Origin of the sequence: Rhizobium sp. M10, assembly GCF_002531955.1 — a bacterium.
GTDB lineage: Bacteria > Pseudomonadota > Alphaproteobacteria > Rhizobiales > Rhizobiaceae > Rhizobium > Rhizobium etli_C.
On sequence record NZ_NWTA01000003.1, the window covers coordinates 464617 to 483635 of the forward strand.

The 19019-nt window shown below is 60.8% G+C and carries 17 protein-coding genes; 15 read left to right on the plus strand and 2 right to left on the minus strand.

Going from position 1 to position 19019, the window contains the following annotated elements:
- The first annotated feature begins 150 nt into the window (after positions 1-150).
- The 14 genes from CO671_RS07605 to CO671_RS07670 all read left to right on the plus strand — a co-directional run bounded on the left by CO671_RS07605 (position 151) and on the right by CO671_RS07670 (position 15429).
- Positions 151-1152 (plus strand): LacI family DNA-binding transcriptional regulator, encoded by a 1002-nt coding sequence (locus CO671_RS07605; RefSeq protein WP_097605448.1) that lies wholly within the window; start codon positions 151-153, stop codon positions 1150-1152.
- Between the two features lie 116 nt (positions 1153-1268).
- Positions 1269-2303, plus strand: a complete 1035-nt coding sequence (locus CO671_RS07610) for a sterol desaturase family protein (RefSeq protein WP_097605411.1) — start codon at positions 1269-1271, stop codon at positions 2301-2303.
- On the plus strand, positions 2300-2611 hold the full coding sequence (locus CO671_RS07615) for a MocE family 2Fe-2S type ferredoxin (RefSeq protein ID WP_097605412.1): 312 nt from the start codon (positions 2300-2302) through the stop codon (positions 2609-2611). Before CO671_RS07610 ends, CO671_RS07615 begins: the two co-directional genes overlap by 4 nt.
- Positions 2612-2683: 72 nt before the next feature.
- A complete protein-coding gene (locus tag CO671_RS07620) occupies positions 2684-3628 on the plus strand; it encodes a substrate-binding domain-containing protein (RefSeq protein ID WP_097605413.1) in 945 nt (314 codons plus the stop codon).
- A gap of 61 nt (positions 3629-3689) precedes the next feature.
- Positions 3690-4895: an FAD-dependent oxidoreductase gene (locus CO671_RS07625; protein ID WP_097605414.1), complete on the plus strand. Its 1206-nt coding sequence runs from the start codon at positions 3690-3692 to the stop codon at positions 4893-4895.
- Positions 4892-5731, plus strand: a complete 840-nt coding sequence (locus tag CO671_RS07630; RefSeq protein ID WP_097605415.1) for a xylose isomerase — start codon at positions 4892-4894, stop codon at positions 5729-5731. Before CO671_RS07625 ends, CO671_RS07630 begins: the two co-directional genes overlap by 4 nt.
- 214 nt (positions 5732-5945) lie before the next feature.
- Positions 5946-7598, plus strand: coding sequence for an EAL domain-containing protein (locus tag CO671_RS07635; protein ID WP_097605416.1), 1653 nt, complete (start codon positions 5946-5948; stop codon positions 7596-7598).
- A gap of 75 nt (positions 7599-7673) precedes the next feature.
- Positions 7674-8180 carry a hypothetical protein gene (locus CO671_RS07640; RefSeq protein ID WP_097605417.1) on the plus strand — a complete coding sequence of 169 codons (507 nt, stop codon included), beginning with the start codon at positions 7674-7676 and terminating at the stop codon, positions 8178-8180.
- Positions 8177-9349 carry a class I SAM-dependent methyltransferase gene (locus CO671_RS07645; RefSeq protein WP_097605418.1) on the plus strand — a complete coding sequence of 391 codons (1173 nt, stop codon included), beginning with the start codon at positions 8177-8179 and terminating at the stop codon, positions 9347-9349. The genes CO671_RS07640 and CO671_RS07645 overlap by 4 nt, the downstream gene beginning before the upstream one ends.
- Positions 9346-11706, plus strand: coding sequence for a SpoIIE family protein phosphatase (locus tag CO671_RS07650; RefSeq protein ID WP_097605419.1), 2361 nt, complete (start codon positions 9346-9348; stop codon positions 11704-11706). The genes CO671_RS07645 and CO671_RS07650 overlap by 4 nt, the downstream gene beginning before the upstream one ends.
- A gap of 3 nt (positions 11707-11709) precedes the next feature.
- A complete protein-coding gene (locus CO671_RS07655; RefSeq protein WP_010030402.1) occupies positions 11710-12270 on the plus strand; it encodes a hypothetical protein in 561 nt (186 codons plus the stop codon).
- 7 nt (positions 12271-12277) lie between these two features.
- On the plus strand, positions 12278-12616 hold the full coding sequence (locus tag CO671_RS07660; RefSeq protein ID WP_010030401.1) for a hypothetical protein: 339 nt from the start codon (positions 12278-12280) through the stop codon (positions 12614-12616).
- Between the two features lie 1037 nt (positions 12617-13653).
- A complete protein-coding gene (locus CO671_RS07665) occupies positions 13654-14592 on the plus strand; it encodes a sialate O-acetylesterase (protein ID WP_097605420.1) in 939 nt (312 codons plus the stop codon).
- 198 nt (positions 14593-14790) lie between these two features.
- Positions 14791-15429, plus strand: coding sequence for a hypothetical protein (locus CO671_RS07670; protein ID WP_097605421.1), 639 nt, complete (start codon positions 14791-14793; stop codon positions 15427-15429).
- A gap of 161 nt (positions 15430-15590) precedes the next feature.
- On the opposite strand, the gene CO671_RS07675 is transcribed toward CO671_RS07670, so the two are convergent.
- Complete coding sequence (locus tag CO671_RS07675) at positions 15591-16223, minus strand: TetR/AcrR family transcriptional regulator (RefSeq protein WP_245424952.1); 633 nt, start codon at positions 16221-16223, stop codon at positions 15591-15593.
- Positions 16224-16280: 57 nt separating this feature from the next.
- Here CO671_RS07675 and CO671_RS07680 point away from each other — a divergent pair, with 57 nt between their 5' ends.
- The gene (locus CO671_RS07680; RefSeq protein WP_097605422.1) at positions 16281-17210 is read left to right on the plus strand and encodes an NAD(P)-dependent alcohol dehydrogenase; all 930 of its coding nucleotides are present in this window, start codon (positions 16281-16283) and stop codon (positions 17208-17210) included.
- Between the two features lie 283 nt (positions 17211-17493).
- Here the strand turns inward: CO671_RS07680 and CO671_RS07685 are convergent, their stop codons facing one another.
- The gene (locus CO671_RS07685) at positions 17494-18672 is read right to left on the minus strand and encodes a hypothetical protein (protein WP_097605423.1); all 1179 of its coding nucleotides are present in this window, start codon (positions 18670-18672) and stop codon (positions 17494-17496) included.
- Positions 18673-19019: the final 347 nt, after the last annotated feature.

Genomic DNA, 19019 nt, shown 5'->3' on the forward strand with positions numbered 1-19019 from the left:
TCATAAATCGGCCGCCCCCGCGACACAAGCCTCCTGGCCTCGCCTGGATCCGCCCGAATACCGCTGTGGGTTTTGAGGCTGAGGTGTATGAAGAACGACAGCTTGCGCATACGATCGCCGACGTCGCGCAAGCGTCCGGGGGCGTTGGAAATGAGCAAGCCGAATTATCGGGATATCGCCCGCCACGCCGGCGTCGGAACCGCCACGGTCGAGCGGGTCCTGAACGGGCGCGGCGGTGTGCGCCCGGAGCTGGTCGAGAAGGTCATATCCGCCGCGCGCAGCCTGGATTACCCGCGCAAGCTTCCCGACGCCCATCGCGGCCTTCTCCGGATAGAAGTGCTGATGGTGCGTCCGGAAACGAGCTTCTATCGCCGCCTTTCCCTCGCCTTCGAAAGAATTGCGGCGACCCTTGATCCATTGGTCGTCGTGCACCGCAGTTTCACCGACGAGATGAATGCCGAGGCGATCGCGCGGCGTATCCTGTCTACCGACCTTCCCCGCGCCGGCCTGATCCTCGCCGTGCCGAGCAGCCCCTTGATCGGCGCTGCGGTGGAGAAGGTAAATTCGCAAGGCCTGCCCGTCGTCCACGTCGTCACCCGCGCTTCCGAGCGGGTCGGCGAATTCATCGGCATCGACAATGCGGCCGCCGGCCGGACGGCCGCGCTCTATATCAGCCGAATGGCGCCTCGGAGGGGACCGGTCGTGGCGATCTGCCATCCGATCTATCAGGTGCATCGCGATCGGATCCGCGGCTTTTCGGATTATTTTCGCGATCATCCCGGCGCCTCCAGCTTCGAGTGGCTGGGGTTCGGCGGCGACGAGGAGCGCGCCAGCGCCGACCGGCTGTGGTCGGCTCTGGAGATGTATCCCGACCTTGCCGGCCTCTACAATGCCGGCGGCGCCAATTCCGCCCTGATCGAGGTGCTGCGCCGGCATCCTGGCGGTCGCGAGGTGTTTTTCGTCGGGCACGAACTGACCGACTATACGCGTCAGGCTTTGCTGGACGGCGTCATGGACGTGGTGCTGGATCAGGCGCCGGAAGCGCAGGCGCGGCGGGCGCTCGATCTCGTTCTGCACCGCATCGGCCTGACCGATATCAAACCGGACCAGGCACCGATCCGTTTCATCACCATCACCAAGGAAGGGCTTTGATCTAATTTGATCAAGGAAGGCTTCGCCGTTCCGAACGCCCGCTGCTAGTTTCGCATCGGGGAGAAGTTCGGCGCGGGCCACGACCCGGCGGATCAAGGCGCCCGGAGGAGATGCGAATGGATGATCTGAAATTCGGCAAGCGCAACAAGCGCGGCGACTGGGCGCCGGACCGGCCGGTCGAGACCGCGCCGCTTTTCGCCTTCCCGCCGCAGCTGACGGCGGTCCTGAAATGGCTGCCGCATTATTTCCTGCCGTGGAACCTGATTTTTGCCGCCTCCGCGCTCGCCTACTGGGCCTGGATCATCCCCCCTGTTGAAACGATGCGGACGCTCAGCCTCGGCTGGATCGCCTGGCTTTACGCCGTCAACGCCGTCGCGGTCCTGCTGTTCTACGGCGCCTTCGAACTGCATCTCTATGTGCTGAAGCGTCAGGAAAACCGGTTCAAGTACAATGGCAAGTTCCCGGCCGAGCAGAAAAACAGCGCCTTCTGGTTCCAGAGCCAGAACCTCGACAACATGCTGCGCACCTTCCTGTCGGGCGTGGTGATCTGGACCGCCGTCGAGGTCGGCATGCTCTGGGCCTATGCCAACGGCTATGCGCCGTGGCTCGGTTTTGCGGAAAATCCCTGGACGCTGGCGCTCGTCGCGCTCGTGGTTCCGGTTATTCACGAGTTCCACTTCTTCTGCATCCACCGGCTCATCCACACGCCCTTCCTCTACAAATGGGTGCACTCGGTCCACCACAATTCGGTCAACCCCTCACCCTGGTCGTCGCTGTCGATGCATCCGATCGAGCACCTGCTCTATTTCGGCACGGCCTTCTACCATCTGCTCCTGCCCTCCAACCCGATCATCATGCTCTACCAGCTGCATTATGCCGGCTTCGGGGCAATTCCCGGCCATGTCGGCTTCGACAAGGTCGAGATCGGCAAGGACGGGCTGGTCGATAGCCACGCCTATGCGCATTACCTCCACCACAAATATTTCGAGGTGAATTACGGCGACGCGCTGATCCCGCTCGATAAGTGGTTCGGCACCTGGCACGACGGCTCGCCGGAAGGCGAGGCGCAGATGCAGGAGCGCTACCGCCGGCGCAAGGAAAAACTCGCCGCCCGCAAGGCGCGCCTGGAAGTCGAAGGAGCCGCCGAATGACCTGGATCACAGCCGGCAAACTCGACGACATCGAACAGGAAGGCGCCATCCGCTTCGATCATGGCGGGCGCACCTACGCGATCTACCGCGGCCCCGACGACAGCGTCTACTGCACCGCCGGTCTCTGCACCCACGAGGCGATCCATCTCGCCGACGGACTGGTGATGGATTTCGAGGTGGAATGTCCAAAACATTCCGGCGCCTTCGACTACCGCACCGGCGAAGCCCTGCGGCTGCCGGCCTGCGAGAACCTGAAGACCTACCCGGCAGAGGTGATCGATGGAGAGGTTCGCGTGGCTCTGACCTGAGCCCGCGACATAGGCAGGCCTGAACGGCCTCCGGAATGGATCGGGCGGCCCGGCGCCCCTTGGGAGGATAAGATGAAATCAATCTGTGTGGCGGCCGTCCTGGCAGCCCTGACGACGACTGCTGCCTCGGCCGAGACGATCGGCGTTTCGATGCAGAGTTTCGACAATAATTTCCAGACGCTGCTGCGCGAGGGGCTGCAGGCACGGGCATCCAAGCTCACCGGCGTCAGCCTGCAGATCGAGGATGCGCAGACCGACGTTTCGAAACAACGCAGCCAGGTCGACAATTTCATCGCATCGGGGGTCGATGCGATCATCATGACGCTCGCCGACACTTCTGCCGCCACCGGCATCAGCGAGGCCGCCCGAAAAGCCGGCATTCCGCTCGTCTACCTCAATCTCGAACCGGAAAATATCGACAAGCTGCCGGAAAAGCAGGCCTATGTCGGTTCGAAGGAAACCGACTCCGGAAGGCTCGGCGCCGAAGCCGCCTGTGAACTGCTGAAGAAGAAGGGCAAGGCGAACGACGCCCAGGCTTATATCCTGATGGGCGATCTCGCGCATCAGGCCTCGCGCGACCGCACCTCATCGGTCAAGGCGACGCTGGCGGCAGGCGATTGCAAGGGCGTGACCATCGCCGACGAGCAGACCGCCGCCTGGACGCGCACCAACGCCATGGATCTGACCACGAACTGGCTGACGGCCGGTCGTCCGATCGACGTGATCTTCGCCAATAATGATGAGATGGCGCTTGGCGCCATTCAGGCGCTCAAGGCATCCGGCGTGTCGATGGACGACGTCACCGTCGTCGGCATCGATGCGACGCAGGATGCGTTGGCGGCAATGGCGGCGGGCGATCTTGACGTGACTGTCTTCCAAAACGCCAAACAACAGGCGGCAAGTGCCGTCGACGCCGCCGTCGCGCTTGCCCACGGCAACAGCGTCGACAAGGAAGTCTGGGTGCCATTCGAGCTGGTCACGCCGACGAACATGGCCGAATACGCCAAGAAGAACTGATCCTCCCCGGCCGGCGTCTCCTCCTCACGAGCGCCGGCCGCTTTTTTTTCAGGAGAACAGCATGGACGGTATCGTCATCATCGGCGCGGGCGAGTCCGGAACCCGGGCGGCCTTTGCACTGCGCGAAGCGGGCTATCGCGGATCCGTCACGCTGGTCGGAACCGAACCGCATCTGCCCTATGAACGGCCGCCGCTGTCGAAAACCGTCGACGGTGCGGTGCAGATGAAGCTGATCTGCGCGGCGGATGTGCTGGCAGCGGCCGGCATCACCTATCTCAAGGGTTTGTCGGCCACCAGGCTGGATGCCGAGGCCGCGACCGTGACGGTAAGCGACGGTCGGATATTGCATTACGAAAAGCTGCTTCTGACCACCGGCGCCCGGCCGAGACGGCTTGCCTGCCCCGGCGCCGAGCGCGCACTCGACTTCCGCACCCATGCCGACGCCGAGGCCATCTTCTCCACTATCGCCCCCGACCGGAGCGTCGCAATCATCGGCGCCGGCCTGATCGGCATGGAGCTCGCAGCGGTCCTTCGCGGTAGGAACGTTGCGGTCGGCGCGATCGAAGCCGCGCCGAAACCTTTGGGCCGCGCCGTCCCTGCCCGCTTTGCCGAGAAGCTGCACATCAGACATGTCGTCGAAGGGGTGCGTTTCCATCTCGATCGGGGTGTGGCGGCAATCGGCGACGATGGTGTCACCCTGACCGACGGCAGCCTGGTGCCCGCCGATCTCGTCGTCAGCGCCATCGGGGTCCTGCCCGACATCGCCCTGGCGGAAGCGGCCGGACTGGCCACCGGCAATGGCATTCTGACGGATGGCTATCTTCGCACCAGCGCGCCGAACATCTATGCGGCAGGCGATTGCGCGGCGGTCGCCCAACCGGGCGGAGGATATATCCGTTATGAAAGCTGGCGCAATGCCAGAACGCAGGCCGAGACCGCGGCGCGCAACATGGCCGGCACCGCCGAGGCTTTTGCCGCCATTCCCTGGTTCTGGTCCGACCAGTACGATCTGGGCCTGCAGGTGGCGGGACAGCCGCAGCCCGCTCATCAGCCTGTCCGGCGTTTGATGCCGGCAGGCGAGCTCGAATTCTATCTCGACGATGGGCGCCTCGTGGCGGCCGCCGGCCTTGGCATCGGCAACGGCCTGGCCAAGGATATCAAGCTTGCCGAGCTGCTGATTGCCGCAGGTATCAGTCCCTCGCCCGCGGCGCTGGCCGATCCGGGCGTCAACCTCAAGATGCTTCTGAAAAGCGCGCGGGCCGCATGACCCAGAAGCTGCTGATCTTCCAGTCGCTCTGGGCCATGGAGCGCCGGCATACGGACGGATTCGAGCGCACACTCGACGAGAACATCGCGATGATCCGCCAGGCGGGCTTCGACGGCATCAGCGCGCATTACACCAACCGCCGGGATGTCGTTTTGCTGAACGAGACGCTCCGAGGCAGCGGGCTGAAGATCGAGGCGGTCTGCTTTCCCCGTTCAGTCGAGGATCTGCGGCTGCCGCTGGAGCTTGCCACGGCCTTTCCTGTCAGCCACATCAACCTGCAGCCCGATATCCGCCTGCGCCGCGTCGAGGCTTGTCTGCCGCTCCTCGACGGCTGGATGCGGCTCGCCGAAGATGCCGGCATTCCGGTCTTCATCGAAACTCATCGCGACCGGATGACGACGGACCTGTTCTTCACGTTGGATCTGCTCGACCGGCGCCCCGAACTGCCGCTGTTGGCCGATCTGTCGCATTTCCTGGTCGGCCGCGAATTCGCCTTGCCGGTCAATGAGGAAAACCACGCCCATATCCGGCGCATCCTGCGGAATGCCCGCGCATTTCACGGCCGCGTCGCGTCCCGCGAACAGGTGCAGATCGAAATTACCTTTCCGCACCACCGGCCCTGGGTCGATCTCTTCCTGCAATGGTGGGACTATGGTTTTCGCCATTGGCGATCCCACGCCGCCGATGACGCCGAGCTGGTTTTCACCTGCGAGCTGGGTCCCAAACCTTATGCGATCACCGGCCGAGACGGCAACGATTCGACCGACAGATGGGCCGAGGCACTGGCGCTGCGCCAGATGGTGCGTGGGCTGTGGGATGCCCAGGAAAGGCTCTGATTCCTTCTCTCTCCCGCCGCTCGCGGCAGCTTCCCAATGCCGGTGATCGGCACCGTCTCATCGGTGCGGGGCGTCCACAGCGGCGAACGCGCCGGGTGGAGGTTTGGGGATTGTTAATCAGAAATGCCTAATGTAAATCTTAACGAGCACAAGTTGTGCGGGAGTAGAGTTGCTATAATATCTGGTAGGATATTCGATAGGGAGAGCCTCCTACATGCGGAAATTTCCTGCTGCCCGTTTAGCCCTCGGAAAGCCGGAGGCAGAAGCTTCGAGCTTGATCGACCGGCTTTTGTTCTTTGACCGCGATTTCAATCCCATCGAGGATCTGCACGGCAATGCGCTGCCCCCGTCCGTCAAACCGGCCGCCTCCTTCTGGGAGCATTTTCCGGAGCTGGACAAAACAGCGGTTACACTCGCGTTCCGTTCACTGGATGATAGCGGCCAGCCGTTGCGAATACCGGGCGATCTCGGCGCCCCCGACTCACACGGCCTGACGATCTACCGGATCGGCGACCTGTTTGCCGTGGTCCGATCCGAGGGACCGGTTGACGATGAACGCGCAACGCTTTTGCATCTCGCAACCCATGATCCGCTGACCGGACTGCCGAACCGGCGCCAGTTCAGCGAAGACCTGACCACCCTGTTGCAGGAAACCGCAGGCTCGAACGAGACTCTGTCGCTGATGCAGCTCGACCTCGACGATTTCAAACCCGTCAACGACACGCTCGGGCATGCCGCCGGCGACAAGCTTCTTCAATCGGCGGCAAGGCGTATTCTCGCCTGCCTTTCCAGCGATGACAGAGCCTATCGGCTGGCCGGCGATGAATTCACGGTGATATCGGTGGGCTCGGGACAACCGGCCAAAGCGCACCGTTTGGCGGAGGATCTGGTTGCTGCGTTCAAAAAGCCCTTTACGATAAACGGCATCGCAGTCTTTGTCGGCACCAGCATCGGCATATCCACGGCTCCAACGGACGGGACAACTCCGGAGGAGCTTATGAAGGCGTCCGACCTCGCACTCTACACCGCCAAGAAAGAGGGGCGCGGTCGGGCAAAAGCCTTTGACCCGGCAATGCTCGAATTGCTGGAGCAGCGGGAACTGCTGCGCCGCAGCCTGCGCATGGCCCTGGTCCAACAGCAATTCTATGTCGAATACCAGCCTATCGCCGAGGGCGGCTGCATCGTCGGCTTCGAAGCATTGCTGAGATGGCATCATCCCCTGCTCGGAAAGATTCCGCCGGCATCGTTCATTCCGATGGCCGAGGCGGATGGAATGATGCCGGAGATCGGCGCGTGGGTTTTGGAGCAGGCATGCAATGAGGCGATGAAGTGGCCGGAAAACTACCTCGTCGCCGTCAATCTGTCAGCGGCTGAATTCCTGACAAGCGGCCTCACCGACCGGATTTCCCAGACGCTGGACCTGGTCGGACTTCCGCCCGAACGTCTGGAGCTCGAAATAACCGAAAGCGTGCTGCTCGAGCGCACCGTCAACAACATCGACACGCTGAATACTCTCAACGTGCTGGGCATTCGAATTTCGCTGGATGATTTCGGGACGGAATATTCGTCCCTTAGCTATCTGAAAACATTTCCTTTCGATACGATCAAAATCGACAAATACTTTATCACCGATCTCGAAACCGATCTGAAAAGCCAGGCAATCGTCCGCTGCATCGTGAACCTCGCACATGACCTCGACATGCAGGTGACGGCCGAGGGGGTCGAGACGCCGGGTCAGGCGGACTGGTTGCACAGCGTCGGCTGCGACAGGCTGCAGGGCTATCTGGTGAGCAGGCCGCTTGCCGTGGAGGCAATTGACGACTTCATTACCCGGGCGGACGCATCCAAGATCCACGCTCGACAATAGTGCTTTACCGATTTTTCGCCGTGCTTTTAGATCGCATGCAAATCTGACGCTCCAGACCGACGAACGGAGGGTGTATTGGAAGAGGAAGCATACCGCTTCGACGACCACGCATTTGTGCCAATGGTATCGCTGGAAATGAACGTTGCGGTGTTCAAATCTCAATGGCAGTTTTGCGACGAGATTACCGAATATCTCTCCGACATTCTCGGCCAGGGTCACAGCGATCCCGCTCGGTACGCCAACTTTCTTTCAGTCGCGGCAAACGAGCTGATCGAACTCGCTTTTCGTGCGACGAACGGACGGGGCACGATCAGTTTCAGCCTCGCCCGCAGCGCGACGTACAATCGGCTGCGAATTGCGTTTCCTTGCGATGAGGAGTTTCGCCGCAAACACGTGAAGGCAGGATCAGGCAAAATCCAGCCTGGCCGCAACGGCGGGTCCGATCACCCGGTCACGAAGTCCGATGAGGCTTTGCTCAACAATTTGGCGACAATATTCGGCGCCGCCATCCACATCGAGAAAGACGGCGCGGACAGGATCGGCATCATTGCCGATTTCCCCTCGGCCGAGGATTTTCAATGAGCGTGCTTTCCATGCCCTTCACCGCGCGGTTTGATCCGACAAATCAGGAGCTCGTACTGGCCGGCAAGATGCGGCCCGAAAGTGCTGCCGAGATTGCCGATGCGCTCGAGCTGGTGCGGCAGAGTTTGGAAAAATACAGCGGCATCGTTTACCTCAACGTCAAACGTCTGACGCACATCAACATGACGGCCTTCACCGCTCTGTGCGATATCCTCGCCGCCGGCTGCCGAACGAGGCCGGAACGGAAGATCAAGATCATTACCTCGAGCGTGATGGCATGGTCTGCCTCGCTGTTCGAGATGCTGGCGGCATCGCTGCCGAACCTTTCGGTCGAGATTTATGATTCGGCGTTTTATCCCGGCCAGAGCTTTGTCGAGGACGAGTCTTTCATTCCCATCCTGCGCACGCAGACGAAAATGACCTGGCGGCACGAACGCGAACTCTTGCCACGCCACGGTCTGCGCAGCGGTGTCGCCATGGCGGATATCTGCTGCGGCATCGGTGATTTCGCGGGTTTGGTTCAGCGGGAATTCAAGCCGGCGCGCCTTGTCGCGCTCGATCATTCCGTGCGCAGTCTCGACTATGCCCGCAAGGTCGCTGCCGACTTCGATCTGCAAGGCATCGAATACACCTATGGCGACGCCTCCCAGATGCTGCTTCGAGACGATCAGTTCGACTTTGTCACCTGCCGGCACTCGCTGCAGATTTTCGACCGCCCCGAAATGCTGCTGCGAGAACTTTATCGCATCTGCAAGCCCGGCGGCCGGGTCTACATCACCAACGAAAAGAATTCGCATTGCCTCGGCGAGCCGCATGCCGACTCGATAAAATGGACTTACGAGGAAGTCGCCAAGCTGTTCAGCCACTTCGACATGGATGTCGAGATGGGACCGAAAAGCCGCCATCTCCTGGTCAACGCCGGCTTCGAGGACATCAAGGTCGACTGCTTCATGGTGACGAATCTTGACGGCGATCCGCAGGACTTCGCAAACATCATCGAAGCCTGGGAAAATGTCTATGCCGGCGAGATGGCGGTGCGCCGCGGCGACTCGGCGGATTTCATTCGCCGGTTCCGGCAGGGATTTAAGGATCACGTCTTTGCCGCTCTTCACCCCAAGGGTTATGCGGGCTGGCCGATCTGGGCAGCCTCTGGTCGAAAGCCGCTATGATGGACGGGCACGTATCGAAGAGACCGGTGGGACTGCGCTCGTTTCGAGCAAAGTTCATCCTGGTCGTCGGCGGCGCCGTTCTTTTTGACCTGCTGGTCAGCGGTGGCTTGGCACTTTGGAACGTTCAGAGGCTGTCGCGCGATGCAACGCTCGAAGTCGGCCAGGGTCTTGAAGCCGCAAGCCAGGAATATATCCGCACCTATGCCGATTCGACCGCAGCCCAGGTGAATTTGCTGCTGCGGCAGGTCCACAACGACGTCGACACGCTGGCAGGCGTGCTGCAGGCACAGATCGACAATCCCGCCCGCAATTCCGACGTCGGCGCGGCGATGGCCCGCACGTCGCCCGGCAGCGTCAGCCTGTCCTACGACGAGAAGGGGAAATGGTCTCAGAACGCGCCCGGCTCCGCTTCGGTCGTCAGTGTCTGGGGTTACCTGCTCGGACAGGACCACCAGCCGACGCCCGACGTTGCGCGCGATATAGAGACAAGCGCGGTTCTCGATCTGGTTGCCCCGAACCTGCTGCAGCACGGCGCTTCAAAGCTGCAGATGTATTACATCGGACCGAAGGAACGACCGATCTTCAGGACGGCGCCCTACACCGACCAGGCCCAGACCTTCGATCGCCTCTACCCCGGGCACAACGAGGCCGATTTCTGGGACTTTTTTTTCCCCGGCCTTTATGAGTCCTGGCAAAGCTGGGCCAGGGACGCGAAAACGCGGCCGGTCGCCGACGACATCACCCAGACAGCGCCCTATACCGATGCCATCACCGGCAAGCTGATCGTCAGTTTCTTTCATCCGCTCTGGACCGCCGACAGGCAGGATGTCGCCGGGACGGCCGGCGCCGACATCACGCTCGACCAGCTCGCCCAGACGGTCGAAAATGTGAAAGTCGCCCAGTCCGGCTTCGGATTCCTGGCAATGTCCGACGGCAACGTGGTTGCAATCAACAGCACAGGTGAAAAGACGCTCGGTCTGGTTTCGGCAAGCGGCGCGAGCGGAACCGGCGTGACCGGGCTGGAGCGTTCGCTGAAAGGAAGCTCACAGCCTGCGATCGCGAAACTGGCGCTCGACCGCGAACAGGGCATCCAGCACCTGCTGTTGCAGAAAGACGGCAACGAAGTTCCCTATATCGTCATCGTCAAGAAGCTGCCGGCAACCAATCTCTGGTCCAGCGGCCCGGTTCGGCAAGAGGCGATGCTGCTTGGGGTGGTTGTGCCGGAACGGGAAATCGACGCCTCCCTCTATGCCGCCCAGGCCAAGATATCCGAGGCCACCAACCGGATCGTGATCTACCAGATCATCGCAATCCTGATGTCGCTGCTGATCGTGGCGATCGCCGTGTTTGCGGCTTCGAAACGCATCACCAGCGGAATCAGCGCCCTTGCCGGTGCCGCCAAGCGGATCCAGGCGCAGGATTATTCCGTCAGAGTGGCGATAACGAGCAAGGATGAAGTCGGTGCGGCCGGTGAAGCCTTCAATCGCATGGCCGAACAGATCAGCTATCACACCGAAAATCTCGAGCAGCTCGTCGAGGAACGAACGGCCCAGATCGAAGATGCGAAGGAAGAGATCTCGGCACTGAACGCACAGCTCCAGCGAGAAAACCGCCGACTCGGAACGGAGCTCGCCGTCGCCGAGCGAATCCAGATGATGGTTCTTCCGCTGCAACAGGAGCTGGAAGACTTTCAGGACATCGAGATCGCAGCCTATATGCGACCTGCGGAAGAAGTCGGCGGTGATTATTACGACGTCTTGAAGCACGGCAAGCGGTTGAAGATCGGCATCGGCGACGTCACCGGCCATGGGCTCGAAAGCGGCGTGCTGATGCTGATGGTCCAATCCGTCGCTCGCGCCCTTCAGGAAGCGGGAAATACCGACGCCGTCGAATTTCTGGCGAATCTGAACAGCGCCCTGTTCAAAAACATTGTGCGGACCAGGATCGACAAGCATCTGACGCTCGCCTTTCTCGACTATGACGGCAAAGACATGATCCTGTCAGGACAGCACGAGGAAGTCGTCATCGTGCGGGCAAACGGCGAAATTCAACGCATCGACACCATGGATCTCGGCATACCGATCGGGTTGGAAGCCGATATTTCCGACTTCATCAAGACCCGTGAAATCGCCTTCGAGAAAGGCGACCTGATACTCCTGCATACCGACGGGGTGACGGAAGCCGAAAACGACGCGGGAGAACTGTTCGGCATGGAACGCCTGTGCAGGGAGGCGCTCCGCTTGAAGGATCAGAGCGCTGAGAAAGTCGTTTCGGAAATTGTCGCGACATTAATGCTCTTCATCGGATCACAGAAAATCTACGACGACATCACGCTTCTCGCAGTGCGGCATAGGTGAGACATGACGGCCAAAATTTACGGTCTCGAATCTCTGGTAGACATCAGTCTGGATTCAGGCGCTCGCCTTACCTTGAGCGATGGGCCGCTTCAGCTTGGATGGCGGCATTCGGGAATGACGTCGGACTTCATCGCCGAGATCATGGCCCTGCCCTATGCCCGTTCGAAGAAGGATTACCTGCAGGCGCATCATGACATCGGCTATCTCAGCAACGAGCTGATCGAAAATGCCGTGAAATTTCGACAGCCGGGCGAGATCCTGATCGAAGCCGGCATGGTCAAGGGAAGCTTTTTGATCAGAGTCCGGAACGCCATCGACCGCGCGACATCATCTCGCTTTCAGCAACTGCTGCAACGCCTGCAATCCAAGGAGCCCGGCCTTCTGCTTCTTGAGCAAATCGAAACCAACGCCATATCGTCAGCAGGCGGTTCCGGCCTGGGTTTGCTCACCCTTCTGAGCGATTACGATGCAAGAATGGCATGGACATTCGAAGAGAATAACGAAGAGCAGATCATACTGACGACGACAGCAGCCGTGGCGATGCCACCCTCCTCCAATTTGTGAGCAAAGAATGGAAATCAGCGACGAAAACTTCCGCGTTTGGGCGGAAAAGAATGAAGTCTTTTTCGACGGCGTGTTCCGCCTGGCGGGACCCGACGCCTATGCGCCGATTTATTCATTGATAACAACCCTCCTTCACGAGGGCCACAAACAGGTGACCTTCGACCTGACCGGCCTCGAATTCCTCAATTCCTCGGGGATCAATCTCCTGGCGAAATTGACGATCGAAGCCAGAAAAATGGGCGACCTCCTCCTCATTGTGAAGGGCACCAACCAACATCCCTGGCAAGCGAAATCGCTGCCGAACCTGAAGAAGCTGCACCCGCTGCTCGATTTGCGCCTGGCGTGAGTTGGGGTGAAGCCGATTTCGGCCCGGAGCGTGAGCTGGCGACGACCACCCCACCTCCGTCATTTCAGGCCTTGAGCCGAGCATCCACACGGCACCCACCAGCGCCAGCGGCATGGGTCCTCGGGTCAAGCCCGAGGACGACGGAGATTGGGGTTGGCGTCTCGCCAAACTCCAGCGTTCTATAAGGCACGCGGGGTCGCAGATGCTTCATCATGCGCCACCACCACCCTCATCTCGCCTCGCGTCGTGACCCTCGGAATGGCAAAGTGCGAGGTGACGATGACCCGCCCACCCTCCGTCATGCTCGGCCTTGAGCCGAGCATCCACGCGGCACCCACCAGCGCCCGCGGCATGGGTCCTCGGGTCAAGCCCGAGGACGACGGAGATTGGGGTTGGCGTCTCGCTAAACTCCAGCGTTCTATAGGGCACGCGGGGTTGCGGAAGCGTCGTCGGGGCCAGCCCATGGGACGCTTTCCCAGGCCGGCACCACCACCCTCATCTTGCCCTCGTGTCGTGACCCTGGGAATGCCGGAGTGTGAGGTGACGATGTCCCACCTCCGTCATGCTCGGCCTTGAGCCCAGCATCCACACGGCGCCACCAGCGCCAGCGGCATGGGTCCTCGGGTCAAGCCCGAGGACGACGGAGGTAGAGGTTGGCGTCTCGCCAAACTCGGCTGCCTCACAAGGCGTGCCGCATGGTAACCGGTGCTCCGCTAACCCGCCGCCCTGATCTGCGGCCGCCGTCCCATGAACGGCCAACCGGGTATCTCCATGGAACTGCGTGCTGCATAGCGGGCACGATCTCTCACCCAACCGGATGATTGGAATCGCTGGTCCGGACTATAGTTTAGAGCAGGTTTCCGACGACTCTACGCGAGATGTCGTCGATAGGGCTCGATCTTCGCGACGAACTCTTTTTTTAAAGAGCATGCCCGAACAAGCAGATGTGGCTGATGTAAAGGAACCTTCATGGCCGTAGCAGCCCTGATCGGTCCGACAGGCTCCACGTCATCGGATGATGTTTAGAAGATAACGACATGCGCAATACAATAGCAGTCGGCCTGGCCGCCTTGGTCGCCACGTACTTTCTGGGCGGCATGAGCGCGAGACATGAGATCTTTCCTTGGCCGCAACTTTCCGCGCTGAGGACAATGGTTGGCGGAGAGAAGGCGGCGGCTCCAAGCCGCTATACTTTCGACGGCAAGGAACGACTCATCGGCGATGAATCAAAAACGCCTGTGACCTGCCCGACGCAAACCGAGCGAACTGCTGTCTTACTGCTTCTTGGCCAATCGAACGCGGCCAATGACGGTGGGCAACGGCACCGGTCAAATTATGGCGATCGCGTTGTAAACGCCTTTGACAAACGCTGCTTCATCGCGGCGTCGCCACTGCTTGGAGCGACCGATACCAAGGGAGAGTACTGGACGCTCCTTGGGAACCACCTGATCGCATCGGGACAGAATGACAACGTCATCCTCGCACCTCTCGCATATTCCGGATCCGAGGTCGCACGATGGGCGGCAGGCGGTGACCTCAATCCGGTGCTGGTCGATACAATGAAACAGCTTCAGGATTCCGGCTATCGGATAACGAGCGTCCTCTGGGTGCAAGGAGAGGCAGACCTCGTTTTGGGCACCACTGCGGGGGACTATCAGGCACGTTTCCTGTCGATGGTCGACACATTGCGCCAGCACGGCGTCGAAGCACCCGTTTACATTTCGATCGCATCGAAATGCCTCGAACCGAGCAACGGCGGCTTCAAGGAGCATATTCCGGACAATGCGATCGTACGGGCGCAACTGGCCCTGTCAAAAAGCGGCCACGGTATCCGAGAGGGCGTAAATACCGACGCGTTGCTCGATGGAGACGACCGCTACGACGATTGCCATATCGGGGGCTCAGGCGCGGAGAAAGTGGCACGGGCCTGGCTGAACCTTCTGCGCACCGATCGCCGCCTGGAAACCTCGCGATAGTCCTCCCTGAAGCGGTTTCGCGGTTTCGCGAGCCCATGACCGCCGGCGCGGCGCGCCGCTGTGCTTCATCTAAGACCATAGCCGCTACCCTGAACCGGACCTCAGTCCGATGTGCAACGCGCGATAGCAATCTATCTTTCGAGTCAGTTCACGTCGTGCAGAGCACGGCATTCTGATGGTCTCATTCGGAGGAAAACGATGCGGATAGCAACCTTAGCGTCCCTGGCCGTGCTTTCGCTGGCGCTTGCAGCGAGCCCGGCAACGATTGTCGGGCTGGACATGGCCGCGCTTGCAAAGGACGGCGGAAACGGCGGCGGCAATGGTGGCGGGGGCGGCAACGGCGGCGGTCATGGCGGCGGCAACGGGAATGGTGGCGGCCAGAACAGCGGTTCAGATCATGGCAACTCCAAATCGCAATCCGTGAGAGGCAAATCGTCGGAGGCAGCCGGCAAGAACAAGTCCGGCAAGACAGACACCGCAGCAAAAAGCACGAAAGAGAAGAACCTGTCGGCGCAGCTTAAGGGCCTGAATTCCTTGAAACGGAATTACCGGGCGCTGATGAACACATCGGACCCGCGCATGGCTGCCATTTCGGCCTACGCCGTGGCCTACGCCCAGTATGAGCTCGACAACGGAATCGAGCCCGCAGCCGACGACCCCGTGCTGGGCGATGCGGCGCTGGAGGATGCCTTGGCTTCCGCCACCAAAACCGGCGAGGTCAGCCCGGCGGTTCTGGACGAAGCCAAGACCATTCTCGGCGTTGGCGAAGCCGACGGCAAGATTGATCAGATCCGCACCTCGCTCGAGAACGCCGCGTCGACGACGTCAGATGAATAGCCACGAGTGAGTTGCGAGCGGTGCGAAGCCACCGGAATAGCTTCGCACGAACTATAAGAGCATTTCCGATTTTGTTTGAGTTCGGAAATGCTCTATTTTTTTGCCAACTCACCGGTAGCGCACCCATCCCATACTCATACGGAGCGGGCCGCATTTGCCCGCTACGTCTCAGCCGAGAGAGATCTCAAAGCAGCAAACGACTCCTTCACATAGTCGGCAAGGGCCTTGCTTCCCTGCCCCTCGGCCCAGCGGTCGATCGCCAGCCGCAGCGCGCCGGCGGAGACCATCGCCACCACGCGTAGCGTCTCGCGGCGCGGCTGGTGTGGCCAGATTTCACACAGCACCTCGAAGGTCACCTGCTCCATCAGCAGGTATTTAGCCTGGTTACTCGCACGAAGCTGCTCGTTCGAGCGAAGAATCCGGTCGATGGCCATGGCTTGTTCAGCGTCGAAATTCGCCAGAAGTGTCAGATGGGCGTTGCAGACCATATCCAGCGGTGACTGATCTTTCGACTGCGCCAGAACGGCGGCATGAAAGGCCTCCGGCAGGCCTTTTTGCCAGGCAGCCAGGATCTCCTCTTTCGAGTCGAAATAATAGAAGAACGTCCGCCGCGAAATGCCGGCAGCCTCGGCGATCGCATCCAGCGTCGTTGCCTCGTAGCCGTTGGAGGCAAACAGCCTGAGCGCAGAATCCGTAATGCGCTGAAGCGTTTCGCGCCGCTTCTTCTCACGCCAGCCTTGCTGTTTCGGTCGATCCTGTTCCATCCCGGTAGCGATAACAGGAATCGCATCCATTGTAAAATCGCACTCAGTGCAATATCGTACTCCGCAGTCAATGGATGAGAGGACGATATGAAAAGGGTGCAATATGACCGCCATGGCGGCCCGGAAATAATGTATTTCGGCGACCACGATTTGCCGCCGGCCGGCGATGGCGAGGTGCGGGTCTCGGTGAGAGCAGCTGCGATCAACCCGTTCGACTGGAAGCTCCGGCAGGGCGCGATGAAGCTGTTTAGCGGCAGACGATTTCCCAAAGGCATGGGCACGGATTTTGCCGGCATCGTCGAGGCGGTCGGCGGCGGGGTGGCCAATTTCCGAGTTGGCGACGAAGTCTTCGGCACGGTTGATTTCAAGAGATCCGGCGCCTTCGCCGAAGCGGTGATGGTCAAGGCCAGTCATCTGGCGAAAAAGCCGCCGCAGCTTTCCTTTGCCGAAGCGGCCTCGCTTCCTATTGCCGCAATGACGGCATGGGTGGCGATCATCGACAGGGCGCAGGCCCGTCCCGGCGCCCGTATTTTCATCAACGGCTGCAATGGCGCGGTCGGCGCCTTCGCCGTCCAGCTGGCGATCTCCCGCGGTGCGCATGTTGCCGGCGCATGCGGACCGGCATCGAGGGACAACGTCAGAGCCGCGGGCGTTCACCCGATTTTCGGCTATTCCGACAGCCAGACCTATACGCTGCAGGGAACCTACGACGCCGTCTTCGACACGCTCGGCACGCTCGACGTCGGCCCCAGCTTTGCGATGCTCAATCCCGGGGGCGTCTTCATCGACATCAACCCGACCCCGGCAAGGATGCTGCGCGGAATGCTGTCACAACGCTACAAGCTCGCCTTCGCCACGATGGGCATCAAGCGTCTGCCTGAGATCGCCGAACTCGCCGGCAATGGCACGCTGCGGCCGGCAATCGGACTGGAAGCGCCCTTCACCGACGCCCTGTCGGTCATCGCCGATACGGAAGCTGGGCGGCGCATCTCCGGCAAGGCCGTGCTGGCATTCTGATCCGCCGCCGGCTTGGCGGATGCAAGAAGCAGCGTTGCGGTGCGTGCTTCGAGGCTCCGCCCTTTCGGGCTGCGCACCTCAGCATGAGGGGCGTTGGGGAATGCCGCGCTGTAATCGCGGATGCGGGAGGATGCCCGCAACCTCCAAGAGAGCCTTATTCTCAGGTGCGCGCAGCGCCCTCATCCGCCTGCCGCCACCTTCTCCCCAGCGGAGGTCCGAAGGAGGGGCGAGGCCGACGGCCGCCGCCTACCCCGATCCCGAAGGCCTTCCCACCCTACCCGGCTCAATCCGCTAGCCATTTCGAGACAATCTTGGCCGCCGCCCGCCTGCGTCCGACGCGGATATCGGACGCCTCGATATCGAAATCAATACCGCATTTCTCGCGCACCTGTCTCAGCCAATCCGGAAAGGCATGGAGGTTACCCCGGCCCAGAGTTGGAAATCCGAGGTCGTTTCGGTAGCTCTTCTTATCGCTTTCGGAAAACTCGCCGCGGTCCGCGATGCGGGAGGTCAGCTCCCACTGCCAGTCGGGGTCGGGGCGGATATGCAGCCGCACGACGTTTTTGGCGATCAGGGGATGGTCCTTCGTGCCTCGCAGCGGGATGGCGATGTGGATATCCCAATCTTCATCCGCGTCGAAAGGAAGACCAAGCTTTTCGGCCAGGGCGACGGTTTCGGTCGCGTTGCGGCGAGCGAGCTCGATACCTTTGAGCTTCGCCGCCAGGGCCTGGAAACGCTGTTCGTCCGGTTCCGCATCCGCCAGCACGGCCTCGACATAGCGATGCAGCATCGCGATCTGTTCGGCGGACCGCATGAGCTGATATTTTCCCTCGATCATATCCGCCACGAGCTCGGTACGGGTCGCCTTGTTCAGAAGGCAGATGAACACCATCCCCCAGAAGCGGAGATCGGTGACGTCGTAGAACTCCTCGCCATAACGGCGGTCGTGGCAATAGCCGAGGTGACGAAAGGTCTCGAGAATGCGCACGGCGTCCATTGCGAAAGGAACGAACTTGGCCTTCTTGTCGCGCTGGGCCGGCATCGTCGTATAGCTGCCGACTTGGGCAATCAGCTTGAGCCGCGCCTTGAGAGCGGCGGCCGACGTCGTTTCCCCGCTCGGAAGTTCGCCCGTGTCATCGCATCCGAACACAAACAACAATTGGTGTCGGCGAGACATCTGGATGACGCCCTCAAGATCGAGAAAAGGCATCATGCGCCGATAGGCCTCGCGCAGCAGCGGCATCTCCTTGTCGCCGACGACGGGCGGACCGCCGGCGACGCGCATGAAGTGGAAATAGAAATTCACCCGCTCTTCCGGCTCGAGAAGACCGGAGACCTTGGTGGCGATCGGCCCGATGCGATGATGATTGGCCGGCCAGAACCTGCCCTGGCGGCGATCGGCGAAGGCCGCGTCCTCGTCGACAATGAATGTTCGCAAAAGGTCTGCTTCAGTGTTCGTCATCGCGCGATTCCAATCAATTTCTCCATGATTGATTGTGTTTCTCGTCGTTGCTACGTCAAGATGGTAATCTCGCAATCCGTCCGAGCCCAAGACGGCATCTCGAAATCAGTGAACCCTTTTGTGGATTATCTTTTAGTCGAGACAGAGACCGCCGAGGAAGCCGCGAGGCTGTTCGAGGACCACCCGAGGGCGGGCGCTCAAAGTGCGTTGTCCGCTGTTTGGATGGCCGGGGCGGACGCTATATCGGTCGGACTTATGTAAGCGCCGGCGTGCCGTGTGGCCCCCTTGCATGTTCAATTTGCGCTGATTGTTGGATGATCGGTGCGCACTCCGGCGGATGGCCATCC